Genomic DNA, 20,351 nt, shown 5'->3' with positions numbered 1-20,351 from the left:
GCCCGCCGGCAAATGACCACACCCTTTTTTACAAAACTGGCGACGAGTGGTCGACGGCTGGCGGGGCCTGCCGCTATGCTGGCCCGGCGCGTTCTGGGCTGCGGCAATGTGCATCTACTGTTGTTGCAGCCAAGTCTTTCTGGTATAAAGCAGCGCTCTTTTCTAGGGGCTCGGCCTGTCGCATCAGCGGATCCGGTCGATAAGACCTCCAGAATCACGGCGCCTTGGCGCCAAAGACTGAGAGATTAAGCGGCCAACCCATGCCGGGTTGGGCATGTGGTTTTAGAGGGCTGAGTCATGTCGAGAGTCTGTCAAGTTACTGGTAAGGGTCCAGTAACCGGGAACAACATTTCCCACGCAAACAACAAAACCCGTCGTCGTTTCCTGCCGAACCTGCAGCACCACCGTTTCTGGGTTGAATCCGAGAAGCGTTTCGTGCGTCTGCGCGTTTCCGCCAAAGGCATGCGTATCATCGACAAGCGCGGCATCGACGCCGTTCTGGTTGACATCCGTAAAGCTGGCGCCAAGGTTTAAGGGAGAACATCATGCGTGAATTGATCCGTCTGGTTTCGAGTGCCGGTACCGGCCACTTCTACACCACCGACAAGAACAAGCGCACCACCCCGGACAAAATCGAGATCAAGAAATATGATCCGGTTGTTCGCAAGCACGTGGTGTACAAGGAAGCCAAGATCAAGTAATTGATCGGCGACCTGAAAAAAACCCGCATCCGAAAGGACGCGGGTTTTTTTATGCCTGTACTGGCCTCTTCGCGGGTAAACCCGCTCCCACAGGGATATCACAGCTCTTGAGGGCGACGGATTACCTGTGGGAGCGGGTTTACCCGCGAAGAGCCCGAGCAGGTTACTTCTGCTCGAACATCACATAAATCTTGCGGCACGGCTCCAGCACCTCCCAGGTGCCCTTGAAGCCGGCCGGGATGACAAACCGATCACCGGCACGCAAGGTTTTCGCCCCGCCGTCCTGGTCGCGCAGCACCGAAACGCCCTGGACGATCTCGCAGTATTCGTGCTCGGTGTAGTTCACCGTCCACTGGCCCACCTCACCTTCCCACACGCCAGCGGCAAACTGCCCGCATGGGCTGGAATAATGGTTGTAGACCGCCTGGTCGGGCTCGCCCTTGAGGATTTTTTCCGCCGCCGGGCGGTAGCGTTCGGCCTCGGTGATGACCTGGGCGAAGTCGATAATGCTGTCGATGCGCATGGTGCGGCTCCTGTTGTTGTTTAATAAAATGAACATCAGTAGGCTTTTGAGCCTTCCGTGTCAAATATATTGATAGTTTACACCGGCTGGTTTAGGGTATCGCTTGCCAGTGTGCGCTCGTCGCCCGGCCAGAATTCTGACAACGCCTGTGAGTCCTCAGTGCGGCGTTGCACCTAAACAAGAGGAGGAGTTTCGTATGACCACCCTGACTCGTGCGGACTGGGAACAACGTGCCCAGCAACTGAAGATCGAAGGCCGCGCCTTCATCAACGGCGAATACACCGATGCCGCATCCGGTGAAACCTTCGAGTGCCTGAGCCCGGTCGACGGACGCTTCCTGGCCAAGGTTGCCAGCTGCGACCTGGCCGATGCCAACCGCGCCGTGGAAAACGCCCGCGCCACCTTCAACTCCGGCGTGTGGTCGCAGCTGGCCCCGGCCAAGCGCAAGGCCAAGCTGATCCGCTTCGCCGACCTGCTGCGCAAAAACGTCGAAGAGCTTGCACTGCTGGAAACCCTGGACATGGGCAAGCCGATTGGCGACTCCTCCAGCATCGACATCCCAGGCGCAGCCCAGGCCATCCACTGGACTGCCGAAGCCATCGACAAGGTCTACGACGAAGTCGCCCCGACCCCGCACGACCAGCTTGGCCTGGTTACCCGTGAGCCGGTGGGTGTGGTCGGTGCCATCGTACCGTGGAACTTCCCGCTGCTGATGGCCTGCTGGAAGCTCGGCCCGGCGCTGGCCACCGGTAACTCGGTAGTGCTCAAGCCGTCCGAAAAATCGCCGCTGACTGCCATTCGCATCGCCCAGCTGGCCATCGAAGCCGGTATCCCGGCTGGCGTGCTGAACGTGCTGCCAGGCTACGGCCACACTGTGGGCAAGGCCCTGGCCCTGCACATGGACGTCGATACCCTGGTGTTCACCGGCTCGACCAAGATCGCCAAGCAGCTGATGGTCTACGCCGGCGAATCGAACATGAAGCGCATCTGGCTGGAAGCCGGTGGCAAGAGCCCGAACATCGTCTTCGCCGACGCCCCGGACCTGCAAGCTGCCGCTGAAGCGGCTGCCAGCGCCATCGCCTTCAACCAGGGCGAAGTGTGCACCGCCGGCTCGCGCCTGCTGGTCGAGCGCTCGATCAAGGACAAGTTCCTGCCAATGGTGGTCGAGGCCCTGAAAGGCTGGAAGCCCGGCAACCCGCTGGACCCACAGACCACTGTCGGTGCCTTGGTCGACACCCAGCAGATGAACACCGTGCTGTCGTACATCGAGGCTGGCCACAAGGACGGCGCCAAGCTGCTGGCCGGTGGCAAGCGCACCCTGGAAGAGACTGGCGGTACCTATGTCGAGCCGACCATCTTCGACGGCGTGACCAACGCCATGCGCATTGCCCAGGAAGAAATCTTCGGCCCAGTGTTGTCGGTGATCGCCTTCGACACCGCTGAAGAAGCCATCGCTATTGCCAACGACACGCCGTATGGCCTGGCCGCTGGTATCTGGACTTCGGACATTTCCAAGGCCCACAAGACCGCCCGTGCCGTGCGCGCTGGTAGCGTCTGGGTCAACCAGTACGACGGTGGCGACATGACCGCGCCGTTCGGTGGCTTCAAGCAGTCGGGCAACGGCCGTGACAAGTCGCTGCATGCACTGGAGAAGTACACCGAGCTGAAAGCGACCTGGATCAAGCTGTAATCCCAGGGGGCCGCTTTGCGGCCCGATCGCGACACAAGGCCGCTCCTACAGGCGATCGCAAATCCCTGTAGGAGCGGCCTTGTGCCGCGAATGGGCTGCAAAGCAGCCCCAATAATTCAAGAGGTCAAGGATGCGTTGGGGTACCTACTTCGCCGTACTGGCATCGGTGCTCAGTGTCGGCCTGGCGCTCGGCGTGAGCATGCCGCTGGTGTCTCTGCGCCTGGAAGCCTGGGGCTACGGCAGCTTTGCCATCGGCGTGATGGCGGCGATGCCGGCGCTGGGCGTACTGGCCGGTGCCAGCCTGGCCAGCCGCCTGGCCGGTTGGGTCGGCGTGCCCTCGGCCATGCGCCTGTGCCTGTGGGGCGGGGCGCTGTCGATCGGCCTGGTCGCAGTGCTGCCCAGCTACCCATTGTGGCTGCTGTTGCGGCTGATGATCGGCATGTCCCTGACCGTGGTATTCATCCTCGGCGAAAGCTGGATCAACCAGCTGGTGGTCGAGCAATGGCGCGGCCGCCTGGTGGCGCTGTATGGCAGTAGCTATGCCCTGAGCCAACTGGCCGGGCCGCTGGTGCTGGGCTTTCTCGGTTCCGATGACGACTTCGGCTTCTGGGCCGCGACCGGCTTGTTGCTGCTGGCGCCGTTGATTCTGTTTGGGCGTGGTGGTGCACCGAGCACGGAGGCCTGTAGCGTCACCTTCCGCGACTTGTTCAGCTTCTGCCGACGTTTGCCGGTGATTGCCTGGGCCATCGCCCTGTTTGCCTCGTTCGAAGCGATGATCCTCACCTTGCTGCCGGTGTATTGCCTGCAGCAAGGCTTTACCACTGAAATCGCCCTGTTCATGGTCAGTACCGTGGTGGTGGGCGATGCGGTGCTGCAGCTGCCCATTGGTGCGCTGGCCGACCATATGTCGCGACGCACCCTGTTCACCGGCTGCGCGGTGACCTTGCTGGTGTCCAGCCTGGCCATTCCGCTACTGTTGCACACACCGGTGGTCTGGCCGTTGTGGGTGTTGTTCGGGGCCAGTGCCGGCGGCTTGTTCACCTTGTCGCTGGTGCTGATCGGCGAGCGTTACCGCGACGATGAGCTGGTGCGGGCCAATGCCCATGTGGCGCAGCTGTGGGGCATTGGCTGCCTGCTTGGGCCGTTGTTGGCGGGGGCGGGGAGCCAGTGGATCAGTGGGCATGCGTTGTTGTTGCTGATGGCGGCAGGGGCTGCGGGGCTGGTGGTGTTGACCCTGAGGCGTGGGGCTTTCGAGGCTGTTTCTGCTTGAAGATTTTGGGGCCGCTTTGCGGCCCATCGCGACGCAAGGCCGCTCCTACAGGAGGTACGCGATCCCTGTAGGAGCGGCCTTGCGTCGCGATGGGCTGCAAAGCAGCCCCAAAATTGCCGCTACAACATTTTCTCCAAGCCAACCGCCTTGCTGATCCAGGCATTGAACCGCCGCCACACCCCACCCGGTTCAGACGTCAGCATATGCCGCTGGCCATTGTCCTCGGTCGCCCACACCAGCTTGTCGCCCACCAGCTTCACCTGGTAGCTCAACGCCGGCGCCATACCTTGCTGGGTCAGCTCGCGGGTGTACTCAGCCAGCTCCGGGCTGTCCACCAGCACCCCGACCTCGGTGTTCCACAGCACTGAGCGCGGGTCGAAGTTGAACGAGCCGATAAAGGTCTTGCGCCGGTCGAACACGATCGCCTTGGTGTGCAGGCTGGAATCTGAACTGCCACGGAAGCTCAGGCGCCCCGCGCTGGGGTCGCCCGGCTGGCGGCGCAGCTCGTAAAGCTGCACCCCGTGTTCAAGCAAGGCCCGGCGATAGGGCGCGTAGCCGCCGTGCACCGCCGGTACATCGGTGGCTTCCAGCGAGTTGGTCAGCAGTTTCACCGACACGCCAGCGTCGGCACGACCGGTCAGGTACAGCAGCCCCGGCTCACCCGGTACAAAGTAGGCCGATGTCAGCATCAACTCGCTGTGTACATTGGCCAGATCTGGCGCCAGTTGCTGGCTCAGCAGCAGTTGCGGGTCCGGTTCGTCGTCGGCCAGCACCTTGCTCGGGGCATCCCACAGCGCCTGGGCATGGGCCCAGATCAGCTCGTTGCGCCATACATCCAGGTGCGGCTGCGACTGGTAGGACATCAAGCGGTCATACAGGGTTTTGCGCTGGGTCCTGGCCTCAGCCAGCGACACCTCCAGGCGGTGGCGGCTGGCGCGCAGGTCTTTGGCGTCCGGGTCACGCCATAGAAAATCAGTGATTGGCCGGCTCAGGGCGCTGTTCCAGTACTGGTCAAAGCTGTGCCCCAGCTGTTCGGCGACCGGGCCGACGCCCAGCAGGTCGATATCGGTGAAGTTGAGGTTGGGCTCGGCATCGAAGTACTCATCACCCAGGTTGCGCCCGCCGACGATGGCCATGCTGTTGTCCACCAGGAACAGCTTGTTGTGCATGCGCCGGTGCTGGCGCGACAGGTTGAACAGCCGTCCGACAGCGCGCGTAACCCCGGTGCTGCGGCCCAGGTGCAGTGGGTTGAACACGCGGATCTGGATATTCGGGTGGGCATCGAGGGTGCCCATGATGGTGTCCAGGCCGTCGCTGGTGGTGTCGTCGAGCAAGATACGCACGCGCACGCCGCGGTCGGCGGCGCGCAGCACTTCATGCACCAGGGCGCGGGTGCTGAGGCCGTCGTGGACGATGTAGTACTGCAAGTCGATGCTTGCCTGGGCGTTGCGGATCAGTTCGGCGCGGGCGCGGAACGCCTCGTTGCTGTTGGGCAGCAGGCGAAAGCCCGAGCGGCCGCCGTAGGGCGCGGCCTGGCGCAGCACCGAGCGGCCGAAGGCCGAGTCATTGGCGGGCAGCGCCTGGCTGGTTTCGCGGGGCGCACTGACGCTGGCACAGCCGGCAAGGCCGAGCAGCACCAGCACCAGCAGCAGAGGCAAGGCTTGCTGGAGTCTCAAGGGTAGATCGTCCTGTGCAGCAAGGGCTTAAGGGGTTGGACCGTGGCGGGCGGCGCAAAGTTACGCGTCGGCGCTTTCTTCATCCAGTAGACGAAGGGCGGTTTCACCCACCTTGCGCACGGCGGCTTCGATCTGCGGCGTCGGCCGCGCGGCGAAGTTCATGCGCAGGCAGTGGCGGAACTTGCCCGAGGCCGAGAAGATGCTGCCCACGGCAACCTGCACGCCTTGCTCCAGTAAAGCGCGGTTCAGCCGCAGCGTGTCGAAATGTTCGGGTAATTCCACCCACAGCATGAAGCCGCCCTGCGGCCGGCTGACCCGGGTGCCCGCCGGGAAGTAACGGGTTACCCAGTCGCTCATCAGGTCGCGGCCACGCTGGTACTGGCTGCGCATGCGCCGAACGTGGGGCTGATAGTGCCCGCCGGCGATGAAGTCGGCGATGGCCAGCTGCGGCTGGCAGGCCGTGCTGCCGGTGCTGATGTACTTCATGTGCAGCACCCGCTCCAGGTAGCGCCCGGGCGCCACCCAGCCTACCCGCAGGCCGGGGGCGAGGGTCTTGGAGAACGAACTGCAGAGCAGCACGCGGCCATCGTCGTCGAACGACTTGAGGGTGCGCGGGCGCGGGTAGGTGTAGGCCAGGTCGCCGTACACATCGTCTTCCAGAATTGCCACATCGTAGCGCTGGGCCAGGCTCAGCAGGGCCTTCTTGCGCGCCTCGGGCATGATGTAGCCGAGCGGGTTGTTGCAGCTGGGGGTGATCTGGATGAGCTTGATCGGCCACTGCTCCAAGGCCAGCTCCAGTGCTTCCAGGCTGATGCCGGTGACTGGGTCGGTGGGGATTTCCAGCGCCTTCATGCCCAGGCCCTTGAGGGTTTGCATGGCGCCGTGGAAGCTCGGTGAGTCGACCGCGACGATGTCGCCTGGCTCGCACACCGCGCGAATGCTGCACGAAAGCGCCTCATGGCAGCCGGTGGTGATGACCAGGTCGGCCGGGCTCAGGCGGCAGCCGGAGTCGAGCGTCAGCCGTGCCACCTGCTCGCGCAGGGCCAGGTTGCCGTGGATGTTGTCGTAGTACAGGCCAGGCATGTCCTGGCGCCGACTCAACTGGGCGAGGCTGCGCAGCAGTGGCTTGAGGGTAGGGCTGTCGATATCGGGCATGCCACGGCCGAGCTGCACCACATCCGGGCGCGGGGTGCTACGCACCAGCTCCAGCACCTGTTCCCACTGCGAGATATCCACCGGGCGCTGGGCCGGGCGGCTGACGGCGGGCAGGGCAGGCAGGTGGCGGTGATCACTGACGAAGTAGCCGGACTTGGGCCGTGGCGAGACCATGCCGCTGTCTTCGAGCATGCGGTAGGCCTGCTGCACGGTGCTCAGGCTGACCCCGTGCTCCATGCTCAGGGCACGCACCGACGGCAGGCGCTGGCCGGGCCGATAGAGGCCCTGCTCGATGCGGGCGCCGAGTAGTTCGGCGAGGTTCAGGTAGAGGGTCACGGCATACTCCTGCGCTGCCTTGGCACAGCGACCGGTACAGTTTGGCTGAAAATACAGCATTCAGTCGGCCTTCGGCCAATTCTGTATTGGAATAATAAGGCTGTATTGGATCTGTATTGCCGGTACTGCCGACGCGCATGCTTTCCCCACGGTATCAACTGAACGGGAGGGTGCGGTGATGGGTGGCATGAGCGATGTGCGCTTGCAACTGTTGGCCAAGGAACTGGAAGCCGGGCAGCAGACCAAGGTGTTCAACGCGCCGGCGGGGCTGGGGCGTTGGGGGCTGATGCTGCATCGCTGGCATACCCGCAGGGCACTGCTGCAGTTGACTGATGATGAGTTGCGCGATGTTGGGCTGAGCTGGGAGCAGGCGCGGATCGAGGGGCATAAGCCATTCTGGCAGGACTGACACTAGCATCAGTTCTGAAGCTTGCACCATCCCTGCGGGAGCGGGTTTACCCGCGAAGCAGGCAACTCGGTGGATGGCACCGGCTTCGCCGGTGTTCGCGGGTGAACCCCGCTCCCACAGGGGCGGCGCAGTTTCTTAGATCAGCTCTTTCAGGCGATGCCACAACATCCCCAACGCCAGCAGCGGCGAACGCAGGTGCTGGCCCCCAGGGAAGGTGATGTGCGGCACCTTGGCGAACAGGTCGAAACGCCCGCTCTCCTGGCCGCTGATGGCCTCGCCCAGCAAGCGCGCCGCCAGGTGGGTGGCGTTGAGCCCATGGCCCGAATAGGCCTGGGCGTAATATACGTTCGGCTGGCTGGCCAGGCGCCCGACTTGCGGCAGGCGGTTGGCACCAATGCCGATCATGCCGCCCCACTGGTAGTCGATGCGCACATCGGCCAGCTCCGGGAACACCTTGAGCATCTTCGGCCGCATGTAGGCGGCGATGTCTTTCGGGTCGCGGCCCGAGTAATGGCAGGCGCCGCCGAACAGCAGGCGGTTGTCGGCGGACAGCCGGTAATAATCCAGCGCCACACGCTGGTCGCACACCGCCATGTTCTGCGGCAGCAACCTGCGGGCGCGTTCCTCACCCAGCGGCTCGGTGGCGATGATGTAGCTGCCGGCCGGCAGCACCTTGCCGCCCAGTTCGCGGTTGAGGTTGTTGTGGTAGGCGTTGCAGCACAGTACCAGGGTGTTGGCGCGCACCCGGCCCTGGGCAGTGTGCACCTGAACCTCAGGGCCATAATCGATACGGGTGACCTCGGACTGCTCGAACAGCTTCACGCCCAGGCGGGCTGCCACTGTGGCTTCGCCCAGGGCCAGGTTGAGCGGGTGCAGGTGCCCCGAGCCCATGTCGACAAGCCCGCCGACATAGCAGTCGGCACCGACCACGCTGTGGATATCGTCCTTGCCGACCAGGCGCAGCTCGTGGGCGTATCCCAGGCTGCGCAACTCTTCGGCGTCCTCGGCAAAGCCCAGTAGCTCGGCGGGTTTGTTGGCCAGGTCGCAGTAGCCCCAGGTCAGGTCGCAGGCGATGGCATGCTTCTCGACCCGTTCGCGCACGATCTGCACGGCCTCCAGGCCCATCAGCTTCATGCTGCGCACGCCGTCCTCGCCGATGACCGGCAGGAACTGCTCCAGGCCATGGCCGACCCCGCGAATCAGCTGCCCGCCATTGCGCCCGCTGGCGCCCCAACCGAGCTTGCGTGCCTCCAGCAGAATCACCGAGAAGCCGCGTTCGGCCAGTTCCATGGCCGTGTTCAGGCCCGTATAGCCACCGCCGACGATGCACACGTCGGCGCTGTGTTCACCTTGCAGGAAGGAGTGATCGGGGTGTGGCGCGCTGCTGGCGGCGTAATAGGAGGCGGCGTGCTGCGCGCTGTGGATCATTGTGCAGGTCCCGAGGTTATCGACAAAGCATGGAGGATAAGCTCGGGACCAAGAGGGGGCAACCAAGTGGCTAGTCAGGTTTGTCTTGTTATCCCAATCGCCAACGGTAGAGATTGAGTTGGGTCGGGCGCATCCATGGTGCCGGCGCCGCGAATGTCGTAAAGCTGATGAGCTGTAGCTACCGCAGCAAGAATCCCGTTGTCGGTTTGTGTGGGCAGCTTGTTTTTGCTCATCCGTAACAGAGTGCTGGTTGCCTTCAACGACGCAGCCGCCGGGAGTGCTCTGTTCCCGGCTTGAGCGCTTGCCTGCGTAAACTCAACAAGAGAGTTTACGACCCTTGTATTGCCATTGTGCATTTCCAGAACTTGCTCCCCATTCATTGGGGTTACGCGATATGACCTTGTCTGATTGCCGTTGGACATCAGTGGCGCATGTGGATCGTACTGCGGCGGTGGCTCGCCCCAACCAAAGTACGTTGGTGGGGCTCGACCGTCACCTGTGACGACTGCCCCGGGGGCGGCTGGTGAATAGGGAGGCAGCGTAGGCTGTGCCGGGGACTGGTTACGGTTACCCCGGAAGGTTGAATGAATAAGGCTTTGCGGACCTTTCCAGAGGTTACGCAACTTGACTCGCCCCGACGGATCCGAGTAATTGACTGGGTCGTTCGAGCAGTAAGCATGAGTATTGACCCCGCCGCTGAGGAACGGGCTTTGTGAGTCGGGGCTATGGAAACGCATCAATTCAGGACTGTAGCTGCGATGACCCGCACCGAGCGGGTAGCAACCACTGACAAGATCCAGCCGCTCCCCGACGAATCCAATGCTTACTGAGATTGCAGTGGGTATATGGCCAAAAGGAGTAAATGCAAAGGAATGGTGGGTTTTACGAGATCCGATCATTACGGGCGTTTGTCTTTGATCTGGAGCGACCAAGGCAACACCCGCGGCTTTACTTTCGGCGAGAGGGAGGTCCAGTGCCTGAACGATGCGAAGCGTATCGTGGGTGCCTTTCAGCACTGCAAGCTTCTTTCGGCTGTAAAAGAGTAGAATGTGGTTCTTCATCCGCTAGGCTCGATTAGCTGGAATGGGTCGCTGTCTCGTCAGTGTGTGTAGTAAGTAGGCTCACCCACAACTGTCAGAGCTGCCAGGTCCGCTACTTTTACCGAGCACAAGCGTTACCCGGATAAAACAGCCATCTCCGCCATGTCCTGCAACCGCCACAAAATCCACTTCCTGCGCGAACTCATCCCCTCCTTCGAGTGCGTATCCGGCTGCCACGACTGCTGCGGCCCGGTCACCACCTCGGCGGAAGAAATGGCCCGCCTGCCGCGCAAGTCCCAGGCCGAGCAGGACGCCGCGCTGGAGCGCCTGGACTGCGTGCACCTGGGCCCCAACGGCTGCACGGTGTACGAAGAGCGGCCGATGATCTGCCGCCTGTTCGGCACCACCCCACGGCTGGCCTGCCCGCGCGGCCGTGGCCCTGAACCGCTGATCGACCCTGCTGCCGAGCAGCTCGTCCACCAGTTCATTGCCACCACCCGCCAGGTGCTGGTCTAGCCTCAGTCCGGGATCGGCAGGCAGAGGCTCTCCTTCACCTCTTCCATCACGATGTAGCTCTTCGACTCCCGCACATGCGGCAGCTTCAGCAGGATGTCGCCAAGCAGCTTGCGGTACGAGGCCATTTCCGAAATACGCGCTTTCACCAGGTAGTCGAAGTCACCGGAAACCAGGTGGCACTCCAGCACGTGCGGCAGCTTCAGCACCGCGCGGCGGAACTCCTCGAACGTATCGCCCGACTTGTAGTCCAGGCTGATTTCCACGAACACCAGCAGGCTGCCCTTGAGGTGCTGCGGGTTCAGGCGGGCGTTGTAGCCCATGATGATGCCCTCGCGCTCCAGGCGGCGAACCCGCTCGGTGCATGGGGTGGTGGAAAGCCCAACTTTCTCGCCCAGTTCGGTGAAGGAAATACGCCCGTCATTCTGCAGGATGCGCAGGATGTTACGGTCGATCTTGTCCAGTTCACGCTTGCTCTGGTGCTGGGTTCTCATAGGGGATGCCCCTCCGTGAAAGGCGATTTTGCCGAGAATTCTCGCCAATAATAGGCTTTTATATAGTGAATTGCACTGGTCTCAAATTCCTATACTGCGCCCATTCATGCCATTTCAATAAAAGTCTGCGGCGTGCCGCGTGTGAGGGATATAACGATGCGAGTTCTGGTACTTGGTAGCGGCGTAATCGGAACCGCCAGTGCCTACTACCTGGCCCGGCAAGGTTTCGAAGTCACGGTGGTCGACCGCCAGCCAGCGGTGGCCATGGAAACCAGTTTTGCCAACGCCGGCCAGATCTCGCCCGGCTATGCCTCGCCCTGGGCCGCCCCCGGTGTGCCGCTGAAGGCCGTGAAATGGCTGCTGGAGCGCCACGCCCCACTCGCCATCAAACTCACCGGCGACGTCGACCAGTACCTGTGGATGGCACAGATGCTGCGCAACTGCACCGCCAGCCGTTATGCGGTGAACAAGGAGCGCATGGTGCGCCTGTCCGAGTACAGCCGTGACTGCCTGGACGAACTGCGCGCCGAAACCGGCATCAACTACGAAAACCGCAGCCTGGGTACTACTCAGCTGTTCCGCACCCAGGCCCAGGTAGACGCTGCAGCCAAGGACATTGCCGTGCTCGAACAGTCCGGCGTGCCTTACGAGCTGCTCGACCGCGACGGCATTGCCCGCGTCGAACCGGCCCTGGCGGGCGTCAAAGACATCCTGGCCGGCGCCCTGCGCCTGCCTAACGACCAGACTGGTGACTGCCAGCTGTTCACCACCAAGCTGGCCGAAATGGCGCTGAAGCTGGGCGTGGAATTCCGCTTCGGCCAAGACATCCAGCGCTTGGACTTCGCTGGCGACCGCATCAATGGCGTGTGGATCGACGGCAAGCTGGAAACCGCTGACCGCTACGTGCTGGCGCTGGGCAGCTACTCGCCGCAGATGCTCAAGCCGCTGGGCATCAAGGCCCCGGTGTACCCGCTGAAAGGCTATTCGCTGACCGTGCCGATCACCAACGGCGACATGGCCCCGACTTCGACCATTCTCGACGAGACCTACAAAGTCGCGATTACCCGTTTCGACAACCGCATCCGTGTTGGCGGCATGGCTGAAATCGCCGGCTTTGACCTGTCGCTGAACCCACGTCGGCGCGAAACGCTGGAGATGATCGTCAACGACCTTTATCCTCAGGGCGGCGACCTGAGCCAGGCCAGCTTCTGGACCGGCCTGCGCCCAGCGACCCCGGACGGTACGCCGATCGTCGGTGCCACAGCGTTCCGCAACCTGTTCCTGAACACTGGTCACGGTACTTTGGGCTGGACCATGGCGTGCGGCTCCGGTCGCCTGCTGGCCGACCTGATTGCGCGCAAGAAGCCGCAGATCAGTGCCGAAGGCTTGGATATTTCCCGTTATGGCAACAGCCCGGAAGTGGCCAAGCACGGGCAGACTGCGCCGGTTCACCAGCAGTAAGTTCGCCTGCACCGGCCTCTTCGCGGGTGAACCCGCTCCCACAGGGACCGCACAAACCTTGGCATTGTGCGGTCCCTGTAGGAGCGGGTTCACCCGCGAAGAACCCAACACTGTTTTCAACCTGTGAGCCAGCATCACCACAGGGAGTGCATGTTCCCGGACATTGTGCGGTCCCTTGTGGGAGCGGCTTTAGCCGCGAAGAACCCAACACTGTTTTCAACCTGTGAACCACCATAAGGCAGCCGCCATGCGTCCCGCCCGCGCCCTGATCGACCTCCAGGCCCTGCGCCACAACTACCGTCTGGCCCGTGAACTGACCGGTGCCAAAGCCCTCGCCGTGATCAAGGCCGACGCCTACGGCCACGGCGCCGTGCGCTGTGCCCTGGCCCTGGAAAACGAAGCCGACGGCTTTGCCGTGGCCTGCATCGAAGAGGCGCTGGAACTGCGCGCCGCCGGTATCAAGGCCCCGGTGCTGCTGCTGGAAGGCTTCTTCGAGGCCAGCGAGCTGGCGCTGATCGCCGAGCATGACTTGTGGTGCGTGGTGCACTCGCTGTGGCAGCTGGAAGCCATCGAGAAAACCCGGGTACACAAGCCGCTTACCATCTGGCTCAAGCTCGACAGCGGCATGCACCGCGTCGGCCTGCACCCCAAGGATTACCACGACGCCTACCAGCGCCTGCTGGCCAGTGGCAAGGTTTCGCGCATCGTGCTGATGAGCCACTTCGCCCGCGCCGACGAGCTGGACGCCGATGCCACCGCACAGCAGATCGCCGTGTTCGAAGCCGCCCGCCAGGGCCTGGCCGCCGAATGCAGCCTGCGCAACTCGCCAGGCGTACTGGGCTGGCCGCAAGCGCCCAGCGACTGGGTACGCCCGGGCTTGATGCTTTATGGCGCCACGCCGTTCGAAGTGGCCCAGGCCGAAGCCGAACGCCTGCAACCAGTGATGACCCTGCAATCGCGGGTGATCAGCGTGCGCGAGCTGCCCGCCGGCGAGCCAGTAGGCTACGGCGCCAAGTTCGTCAGCCCGCGGCCAACTCGCGTTGGCGTGGTAGCCATGGGCTATGCCGATGGCTACCCGCGCCAGGCGCCCAACGGTACCCCGGTGCTGGTCGCCGGCAAGCGCGCCCAGCTGATCGGCCGGGTGTCGATGGATATGCTGTGCATCGACCTCACCGACGTGCCAGAAGCTAACGTCGGCAGCCCGGTCGAACTGTGGGGCAAGCAGGTGCGGGCCAGCGAAGTGGCCGCACATGCGGGCACCATTCCGTACCAGATCTTCTGCAACCTCAAGCGGGTACCGCGGGACTACGTCGGCGAATGACACGCTGAAGCGGACAGGTTGAGGGGCGGTGTGTTGTAAATACTGAACGGCATTGCCATGATATCGTTCACATCCACCCCCCTTTCCACCGTTTCAGGAGGCTCCCGCTTTGGACGTCGGCGAACGACTGCAAGCCATCCGCAAGCTCAAGGGCCTGTCCCAGCGCGAACTCGCCAAGCGAGCCGGGGTGACCAACAGCACCATCTCGATGATCGAGAAGAACAGCGTAAGCCCCTCCATCAGCTCGTTGCGCAAGGTGCTGAGCGGCATTCCCATGTCCATGGTCGAATTCTTTTCGGTCGAGCTGGAAACTGAAAGCCCGGCGCAGATCGTCTACAAGGCCCATGAACTGATCGATATCTCGGACGGTGCGGTGACCATGAAGCTGGTCGGCAAGTCGCACCCCAACCGCGCCATCGCCTTTCTCACCGAGGTGTACCCGCCGGGTGCCGACACCGGTGCCGAAATGCTCACCCACGACGGTGAAGAAACCGGCATCCTGCTGGAAGGCCGGCTGGAGCTGGTGGTCGGCAACGAGATCTTCATCCTTGAAGAAGGCGACAGCTACTACTTCGAAAGCACCCGCCCGCACCGCTTTCGCAATCCGTTCGACCAGCCTGCGCGGCTGATCAGCGCGGCGACGCCTTCAAACTTTTGATCCAGCGCAGTGCATTGATTCGGCAATACCCCTTTCCTGTGTAGGGTCGTTTCACGGCCTCTGGGTTCCCGCTATACTTTTCAACGCTCGCCGATCCGTGGCCGCGAGCGTGATTAGCCACCATGAGGGTGTTCGCGTGAACCAAATCAAGAAGATGCTGGCCGTACCAGCAGCCGTATTCGCCCTCTGGGCAATGAGCGCAACCGCTGCGACCAATGACGACATTGCCAAACGCCTGGAGCCGGTTGGCCAGGTGTGTGTCCAGGGCCAGGAGTGCAAAGGCATGGAAGTGGCTGCTGCAGCGGGGGGCGGGGGCGCAAAAACGCCGGATGAGATTATCGCCAAGCACTGCAATGCCTGCCATGGCAGCGGCCTGCTCGGCGCGCCGAAAATTGGCGACACCGCGGCGTGGAAAGAGCGTGCCGATCACCAGGGCGGCCTCGACGGCATCTTGGCCAAGGCCATTACTGGTCTCAATGCCATGCCGCCGAAAGGCACCTGCGCAGATTGCTCGGATGACGACCTGAAAGGGGCGATCAAGAAAATGTCCGGGCTGTGAGATACCGCTGAATTGCATGAGGCCCGCCTTTGATGGCGGGCTTTGTTTTTGTGGGGCCTGTGCCGGCCTCTTCGCGGCTAAAGCCGCTCCTACAACGATCCAGGCACCACAACTGATTGTTGTAGGAGCGGGTTTAGCCGCGAAGAGGCCGGCCCAGGCAACCAACCCGCTTGACCCCATGTCCAACCCCTGAACCCATGGATGTCTCAGGAGGCCCCGATGCACCTCTGCTCCATCGACCAGGCTGTCGAGCAAGTCCTGGCGCGCCTGCCAGCCCACATTCACATGGGCCTGCCGCTTGGCCTGGGCAAGCCCAACGCCTTCGTCAACGCGCTTTACGCCCGCATCCGCGAGCTACCGGAGCGGCAGCTGACCATCTACACGGCGCTGTCCCTCGGCCGCCCGCCACTGGGCGATGGTTTGCAGCGGCGCTTTCTCGAACCCTTCGTCGAGCGCGTCTTCGCCGACTACGAAGAACTCAGCTACCTCGCCGACCTGCGCAACGACACGTTGCCACCCAACATTCGCGTCGAGCAGTTTTTCATGCAGCCGGGCAGCCTGCTGCACAGCGAATCGGCCCAGCAGGATTACGTCAGCAGCAACTACAGCCACGCCGCACGCGATATCAACGCCAAGGGCCTGAATCTGGTCGCCCAGCTGGTGGCGGCCACCCCCGAGAAACCGGTGCACCTCAGCCTGGCCTGCAACCCCGACATCACCCTCGACCTGTTGCCGATGATCGCCAAGCGCCGCGCCGCTGGCGAAACGATCCTCATGCTCGGCCAGGTGCATGCCGAGCTGCCCTACATGCCGGGCGATGCCGAGCTGCCTATCGATGCCTTCGACCTGTTGCTCGATGAAGCCGAGCAGCGGCGGCTGTTCTCCACACCGAACATGCCGGTCGGCATCCAGGACCATTGCATCGGCCTGCACGCCAGCACCCTGGTGCGCGACGGCGGTACGCTGCAGATCGGAATTGGTGCCATGGGCGATGCAGTTGCCGCGGCATTGCTGGCGCGCCAGGGCGACAACGCCGGCTACCGTGCGGTACTCGATGCGCTGGATGTCGGCCCTTGGCAGGCGCTGATCGAGCGGGAAGGGGGGCTGGATACCTTCGCCCAGGGCCTGTACGGCTGCAGTGAGATGTTCGTCAATGGCCTGCTGGTGCTGGCCGAAGCCGGCCTGCTAAGACGTCCGGTGGATGAGCACGGCACGCTACTGCATGGCGGCTTCTTCCTTGGCCCGCAGGCTTTCTACCAGCGTCTGCGTGACATGCCCCTGGAACAGCGTGCGCAGTTCGTCATGACCCGTATCAGCTTCATCAACGAGCTGTACGGGCAGGAGGAACTCAAACGCCGCCAGCGCCGCGATGCACGCTTCATCAACACTGCGTTCGGCATGACCCTGCTTGGCGCCGGGGTGGCCGATCAGCTGGAAGACGGTCGGGTGCTCAGTGGCGTGGGCGGGCAGTACAACTTCGTCGCCCAGGCCCATGCGCTGGAAGGCGGGCGCTCGATCCTGCTGTTGCGCAGCTGGCGCGAGGCGGGCGGGGAGGTGACGTCAAACCTGTTCTGGAACTATGGCCACTGCACCATCCCCCGGCACCTGCGCGATATTGTGGTGACCGAGTACGGCATTGCCGACCTGCGTGGGCAGACTGACAGCGAGGTAATTGCACGGTTGCTGGCAGTGTGTGATTCGCGGTTTCAGCAGGGGCTGATCGAGCAGGCCAAGCGCGCTGGCAAGCTGGCGGGTGATTTTCAGCTGGATGCGCGCTTTACCGACAACACGCCGCAGCGGCTGGAAGCCTTGAAGGCGAGGCATGCGCGGTTGTTCCCGGAGTACCCGCTGGGCACGGACTTTACCGCTGACGAGCAGGACTTGCTGCGGGCGCTGAACTGGTTGAAAAGCAAGTTCAAGCTGAGCGAGGTGCTGGAGCTGGGCAAGGCAGCGCTGGATGCGCCGGGGCCGGAGGGGTATGAGCGGCATCTGGTGCGGATGGGGCTGGACCAGCCGCAGGGGCTGAAGGAGGAGCTGTACCAGCGGTTGTTGCTGGCGGGGCTTGCGGCAACCCAATAAACCCCAGGGCGCATTGGCCCGATGTAGGAGCGGGTTTACCCGCGAATGCGATATTGAATCTGCCATCGCATTCGCGGGTAAACCCGCTCCTACACTGCCCGCGGTGAGGCCTTACTCGATGAAGCTGACCACACCACCTTCCAGCGACTTCACCCGGGCCAGCGACTCAACGCGGTAGCCCTGGCTGTCCAGCTCGGCACGGCCGCCCTGGAACGACTTCTCGATAACGATGCCAAGGCCAGCCACGGTGGCACCGGCCTGCTTGATGATCGAGATCAGCGCCTGCGAGGCCTTGCCGTTGGCCAGGAAGTCGTCGATCACCAGCACGCGGTCGCTGCTGTTGAGGTGGCGCGGCGAGATGGCCACGGTGTTCTCGGTCTGCTTGGTGAAGGAATACACCGTGGCAGTCAGCAGGTTTTCGGTCAGGGTCAGCGACTGGTGCTTGCGGGCGAAGATCACCGGCACACCCAGTTTCAGGCCAGTCATCACCGCCGGGGCAATGCCCGAGGCTTCGATGGTGACGATCTTGGTCACGCCGGCATCGGCGAACAGGCGGGCGAACTCGTCACCGATCAACTGCATCAGCGCCGGATCGATCTGGTGGTTGAGAAACGCGTCGACTTTGAGAACCTGGTCGGAAAGCACGATGCCTTCTTCGCGAATCTTCTGATGCAGTGCTTCCACTGTGGTATTCCTCGATGTAACAAAGGTGGCCGCTGAAAGCGGCAGAGTTTAAGAATAATGGTTGATCAGCGTTTGAGCATTGCCCGGATATCGGCCAGGGCGTTGTTGCCGCGTGCGGCCTTAACCTCGACCGGCGCATCGTCCAGGCCCTCCCAGGCCAGGTCGTCCGGTGGCAGTTCGTCGAGGAACCGGCTGGGCGTGCAGTCGATGATTTCACCGTACTGCTTGCGCTTGGCGGCGAAGGTGAAGGCCAGGGTCTGGCGCGCGCGGGTGATGCCCACGTAAGCCAGGCGGCGTTCCTCTTCGATGGTGTCGGCCTCGATGCTGGAGCGGTGCGGGAGGATTTCCTCTTCCATGCCCATGATGAACACGTAGGGGAACTCCAGGCCCTTGGAGGCGTGCAGGGTCATCATCTGCACACCTTCGGCGTTCTCTTCTTCTTCCTGCTGGCGCTCGAGCATGTCGCGCAGTACCAGCTTGCCGATGGCGTCCTCGATGGTCATGTCACCCTCTTCGTCTTTCTCGAGGGTGTTCTTCAGCGCTTCGACCAGGAACCAGACGTTGCTGATGCGGAACTCCGCAGCCTTGTCGCTGGCGGTCTGCTGGCGGATCCAGTTCTCGTAGTCGATGTCGCGGATCATCTCGTGCAGCGCGGCAATCGGGTCTTCCAGGGCAACCTTGTGGCGTACCCCGTCCAGCCAGTGTTTGAAGCGCTGCAAACGCTCGGTGTAGCGCGCGTCCAGGTGCTCACCCAGGCCCAGCTCCTCGCTGGCGGCGTACATCGAAATGCCGCGCTCGGTGGAATAGTTGCCGAGCTTTTCCAGGGTGGTGGAGCCGATTTCGCGGCGCGGTACGTTGATCACCCGCAGGTAGGCGTTGTCATCGTCCGGGTTCACCAGCAGGCGCAGGTAGGCCATCAGGTCCTTGACCTCCTGGCGGCCGAAGAAGCTGTTGCCGCCCGACAGGCGATACGGCACCTGGTGGTGCTGCAGCTTCAGCTCGATCAGCTTGGCCTGGTAGTTGCCACGGTAAAGGATGGCGAAGTCGCTGTACGGGCGGTTGGTGCGCAGGTGCAAGGTGAGGATTTCCATGGCCACGCGTTCGGCCTCGGCTTCCTCGTTCTTGCAGCGGATTACGCGGATCTCGTCGCCCACGCCCATCTCGCTCCACAACTGCTTTTCGAACGCGTGCGGGTTGTTGGCGATCAGCACGTTGGCGCAGCGCAGGATGCGGCTGGTGGAGCGGTAGTTCTGCTCCAGCATGACGATCTTCAAGGAGGGGTAGTCCTCCTTGAGCAGCATCAGGTTCTCGGGGCGGGCACCGCGCCAGGCGTAGATCGACTGGTCGTCGTCGCCCACCACGGTGAACTGGTTGCGCATGCCGATCAGCATCTTCACCAGCAGGTACTGGCTGGCGTTGGTGTCCTGGTATTCGTCCACCAGCAGGTAGCGCACACGGTTCTGCCAGCGTTCCAGCACCTCGGGGTGCTCCTGGAACAGCTTGACCGGCTGCAGGATCAGGTCGTCGAAGTCCACCGCGTTGAACGCCTTGAGCGTACGCTGGTAGTGGGTGTAGACGATGGCGGCGGTCTGCTCGCGCGGGTTGCGCGCCTTTTCCAGGGCCTCGGGTGGCAGGATCAGGTCGTTCTTCCAGGCACCGATCATGTTCTTGATCTCGTCGATGCCGTCGTCGCCGGAGTATTCCTTCTGCATGATGTCCGACAGCAACGCCTTGATGTCGGACTCGTCGAAGATCGAGAAGCCCGGCTTGTAGCCCAGGCGCTCGTGCTCCTTGCGGATGATGTTCAGGCCCAGGTTGTGGAAGGTACACACCGTCAGGCCACGGCCTTCCCCCGGGCGCAGCAAGGTGCCGACCCGCTCCTTCATCTCGCGTGCGGCCTTGTTGGTGAAGGTCATCGCCACGATGTACTGGGCACGGATGCCGCAGTTCTGGATGAGGTGGGCAATCTTGCGCGTAATTACGCTGGTCTTGCCCGAACCTGCACCGGCGAGCACCAAAAGAGGGCCGCCGACGTAGTCACGAGCTTCCTGCTGCCGGGGATTGAGTCGGGACATGCTAGAAACCGGGGGTCGCCAGAAAATAGCCGCGCATTCTAACAGGCATAGGGCGGTTGTGGCGCGACCGTCTGACGTCTGAGTCAGACTTTTATGCGCATCAATCATTAGTCAGACTAATGCTAGGTACTGCGAAAATCGTATTTGCTGCTGAGACCGGTTTCGCGCAGGATGCACGACAAAATGCGTCGGGACGCTCCACCCTTTACGGCATGTATAAAAGTGAAAATCATTTTCATTAATGCAGTAGCATACCCGACCTCTCCCGTTGCACCGTGA

General features: G+C 62.7%; 19 protein-coding genes. 11 read left to right on the top strand and 8 right to left on the bottom strand.

Annotated elements, in window-relative coordinates; genetic code table 11:
* The first annotated feature begins 297 nt into the window (after positions 1 to 297).
* Positions 298 to 534 carry a 50S ribosomal protein L28 gene (rpmB, locus tag ACIP1G_RS01845; RefSeq protein ID WP_003253504.1) on the top strand — a complete coding sequence of 79 codons (237 nt, stop codon included), beginning with the start codon at positions 298 to 300 and terminating at the stop codon, positions 532 to 534.
* Positions 535 to 545: 11 nt separating this feature from the next.
* Positions 546 to 701 (top strand): 50S ribosomal protein L33, encoded by a 156-nt coding sequence (gene rpmG, locus ACIP1G_RS01840; RefSeq protein ID WP_003253507.1) that lies wholly within the window; start codon positions 546 to 548, stop codon positions 699 to 701.
* Positions 702 to 864: 163 nt separating this feature from the next.
* On the opposite strand, the gene ACIP1G_RS01835 is transcribed toward rpmG, so the two are convergent.
* Positions 865 to 1,224 (bottom strand): cupin domain-containing protein, encoded by a 360-nt coding sequence (locus ACIP1G_RS01835; RefSeq protein WP_012274818.1) that lies wholly within the window; start codon positions 1,222 to 1,224, stop codon positions 865 to 867.
* Positions 1,225 to 1,420: 196 nt separating this feature from the next.
* Between ACIP1G_RS01835 and ACIP1G_RS01830 the strand changes: the two genes are divergently transcribed.
* Both ACIP1G_RS01830 and ACIP1G_RS01825 read left to right on the top strand, forming a co-directional pair.
* Positions 1,421 to 2,914, top strand: coding sequence for an aldehyde dehydrogenase (locus ACIP1G_RS01830; RefSeq protein WP_112249409.1), 1,494 nt, complete (start codon positions 1,421 to 1,423; stop codon positions 2,912 to 2,914).
* A gap of 130 nt (positions 2,915 to 3,044) precedes the next feature.
* Positions 3,045 to 4,184 carry an MFS transporter gene (locus ACIP1G_RS01825; RefSeq protein ID WP_400733064.1) on the top strand — a complete coding sequence of 380 codons (1,140 nt, stop codon included), beginning with the start codon at positions 3,045 to 3,047 and terminating at the stop codon, positions 4,182 to 4,184.
* 119 nt (positions 4,185 to 4,303) lie between these two features.
* Here ACIP1G_RS01825 and ACIP1G_RS01820 read toward each other — a convergent pair whose 3' ends face one another.
* Both ACIP1G_RS01820 and ACIP1G_RS01815 read right to left on the bottom strand, forming a co-directional pair.
* A complete protein-coding gene (locus tag ACIP1G_RS01820) occupies positions 4,304 to 5,860 on the bottom strand; it encodes a phospholipase D family protein (protein WP_400733061.1) in 1,557 nt (518 codons plus the stop codon).
* A 60-nt stretch (positions 5,861 to 5,920) separates the two neighbouring features.
* The gene (locus ACIP1G_RS01815) at positions 5,921 to 7,351 is read right to left on the bottom strand and encodes a PLP-dependent aminotransferase family protein (protein ID WP_400733059.1); all 1,431 of its coding nucleotides are present in this window, start codon (positions 7,349 to 7,351) and stop codon (positions 5,921 to 5,923) included.
* 178 nt (positions 7,352 to 7,529) lie between these two features.
* Between ACIP1G_RS01815 and ACIP1G_RS01810 the strand changes: the two genes are divergently transcribed.
* On the top strand, positions 7,530 to 7,760 hold the full coding sequence (locus ACIP1G_RS01810) for a DUF1127 domain-containing protein (RefSeq protein ID WP_400733057.1): 231 nt from the start codon (positions 7,530 to 7,532) through the stop codon (positions 7,758 to 7,760).
* Positions 7,761 to 7,895: 135 nt separating this feature from the next.
* Here the strand turns inward: ACIP1G_RS01810 and ACIP1G_RS01805 are convergent, their stop codons facing one another.
* Positions 7,896 to 9,188 (bottom strand): NAD(P)/FAD-dependent oxidoreductase, encoded by a 1,293-nt coding sequence (locus ACIP1G_RS01805; protein ID WP_400733055.1) that lies wholly within the window; start codon positions 9,186 to 9,188, stop codon positions 7,896 to 7,898.
* Positions 9,189 to 9,262: 74 nt separating this feature from the next.
* Positions 9,263 to 10,249, bottom strand: coding sequence for an RHS repeat-associated core domain-containing protein (locus ACIP1G_RS01800; protein WP_400733053.1), 987 nt, complete (start codon positions 10,247 to 10,249; stop codon positions 9,263 to 9,265).
* 141 nt (positions 10,250 to 10,390) lie between these two features.
* Here ACIP1G_RS01800 and ACIP1G_RS01795 point away from each other — a divergent pair, with 141 nt between their 5' ends.
* Complete coding sequence (locus tag ACIP1G_RS01795; protein ID WP_400733050.1) at positions 10,391 to 10,744, top strand: YkgJ family cysteine cluster protein; 354 nt, start codon at positions 10,391 to 10,393, stop codon at positions 10,742 to 10,744.
* 2 nt (positions 10,745 to 10,746) lie between these two features.
* Here the strand turns inward: ACIP1G_RS01795 and dadR are convergent, their stop codons facing one another.
* Positions 10,747 to 11,235 (bottom strand): transcriptional regulator DadR, encoded by a 489-nt coding sequence (gene dadR, locus ACIP1G_RS01790; RefSeq protein ID WP_003258963.1) that lies wholly within the window; start codon positions 11,233 to 11,235, stop codon positions 10,747 to 10,749.
* A gap of 156 nt (positions 11,236 to 11,391) precedes the next feature.
* Here dadR and dadA point away from each other — a divergent pair, with 156 nt between their 5' ends.
* From dadA to ACIP1G_RS01765, 5 genes are all read left to right on the top strand, one after another.
* Positions 11,392 to 12,696 carry a D-amino acid dehydrogenase gene (dadA, locus tag ACIP1G_RS01785; RefSeq protein ID WP_400733047.1) on the top strand — a complete coding sequence of 435 codons (1,305 nt, stop codon included), beginning with the start codon at positions 11,392 to 11,394 and terminating at the stop codon, positions 12,694 to 12,696.
* A 247-nt stretch (positions 12,697 to 12,943) separates the two neighbouring features.
* Positions 12,944 to 14,017: an alanine racemase gene (gene alr, locus ACIP1G_RS01780; protein WP_400733045.1), complete on the top strand. Its 1,074-nt coding sequence runs from the start codon at positions 12,944 to 12,946 to the stop codon at positions 14,015 to 14,017.
* A gap of 109 nt (positions 14,018 to 14,126) precedes the next feature.
* Entirely contained in the window at positions 14,127 to 14,675 is a 549-nt protein-coding gene (locus ACIP1G_RS01775; protein ID WP_110743402.1) for a cupin domain-containing protein, read from the top strand.
* A 154-nt stretch (positions 14,676 to 14,829) separates the two neighbouring features.
* Positions 14,830 to 15,234, top strand: a complete 405-nt coding sequence (locus tag ACIP1G_RS01770; protein ID WP_346646072.1) for a c-type cytochrome — start codon at positions 14,830 to 14,832, stop codon at positions 15,232 to 15,234.
* A gap of 219 nt (positions 15,235 to 15,453) precedes the next feature.
* The gene (locus ACIP1G_RS01765; RefSeq protein WP_400733043.1) at positions 15,454 to 17,313 is read left to right on the top strand and encodes an acetyl-CoA hydrolase/transferase C-terminal domain-containing protein; all 1,860 of its coding nucleotides are present in this window, start codon (positions 15,454 to 15,456) and stop codon (positions 17,311 to 17,313) included.
* A gap of 111 nt (positions 17,314 to 17,424) precedes the next feature.
* On the opposite strand, the gene ACIP1G_RS01760 is transcribed toward ACIP1G_RS01765, so the two are convergent.
* Positions 17,425 to 17,997, bottom strand: a complete 573-nt coding sequence (locus tag ACIP1G_RS01760) for a xanthine phosphoribosyltransferase (protein ID WP_400612804.1) — start codon at positions 17,995 to 17,997, stop codon at positions 17,425 to 17,427.
* A 65-nt stretch (positions 17,998 to 18,062) separates the two neighbouring features.
* Positions 18,063 to 20,072, bottom strand: a complete 2,010-nt coding sequence (gene rep / locus ACIP1G_RS01755; RefSeq protein WP_105947259.1) for a DNA helicase Rep — start codon at positions 20,070 to 20,072, stop codon at positions 18,063 to 18,065.
* Positions 20,073 to 20,351 lie beyond the last annotated feature (279 nt).

It is taken from the genome of Pseudomonas sp. NPDC089392, from assembly GCF_044749595.1.
In the GTDB taxonomy this organism is placed as follows: Bacteria; Pseudomonadota; Gammaproteobacteria; order Pseudomonadales; family Pseudomonadaceae; genus Aquipseudomonas.
This window is presented reverse-complemented; position numbering and strand designations above follow the sequence as displayed.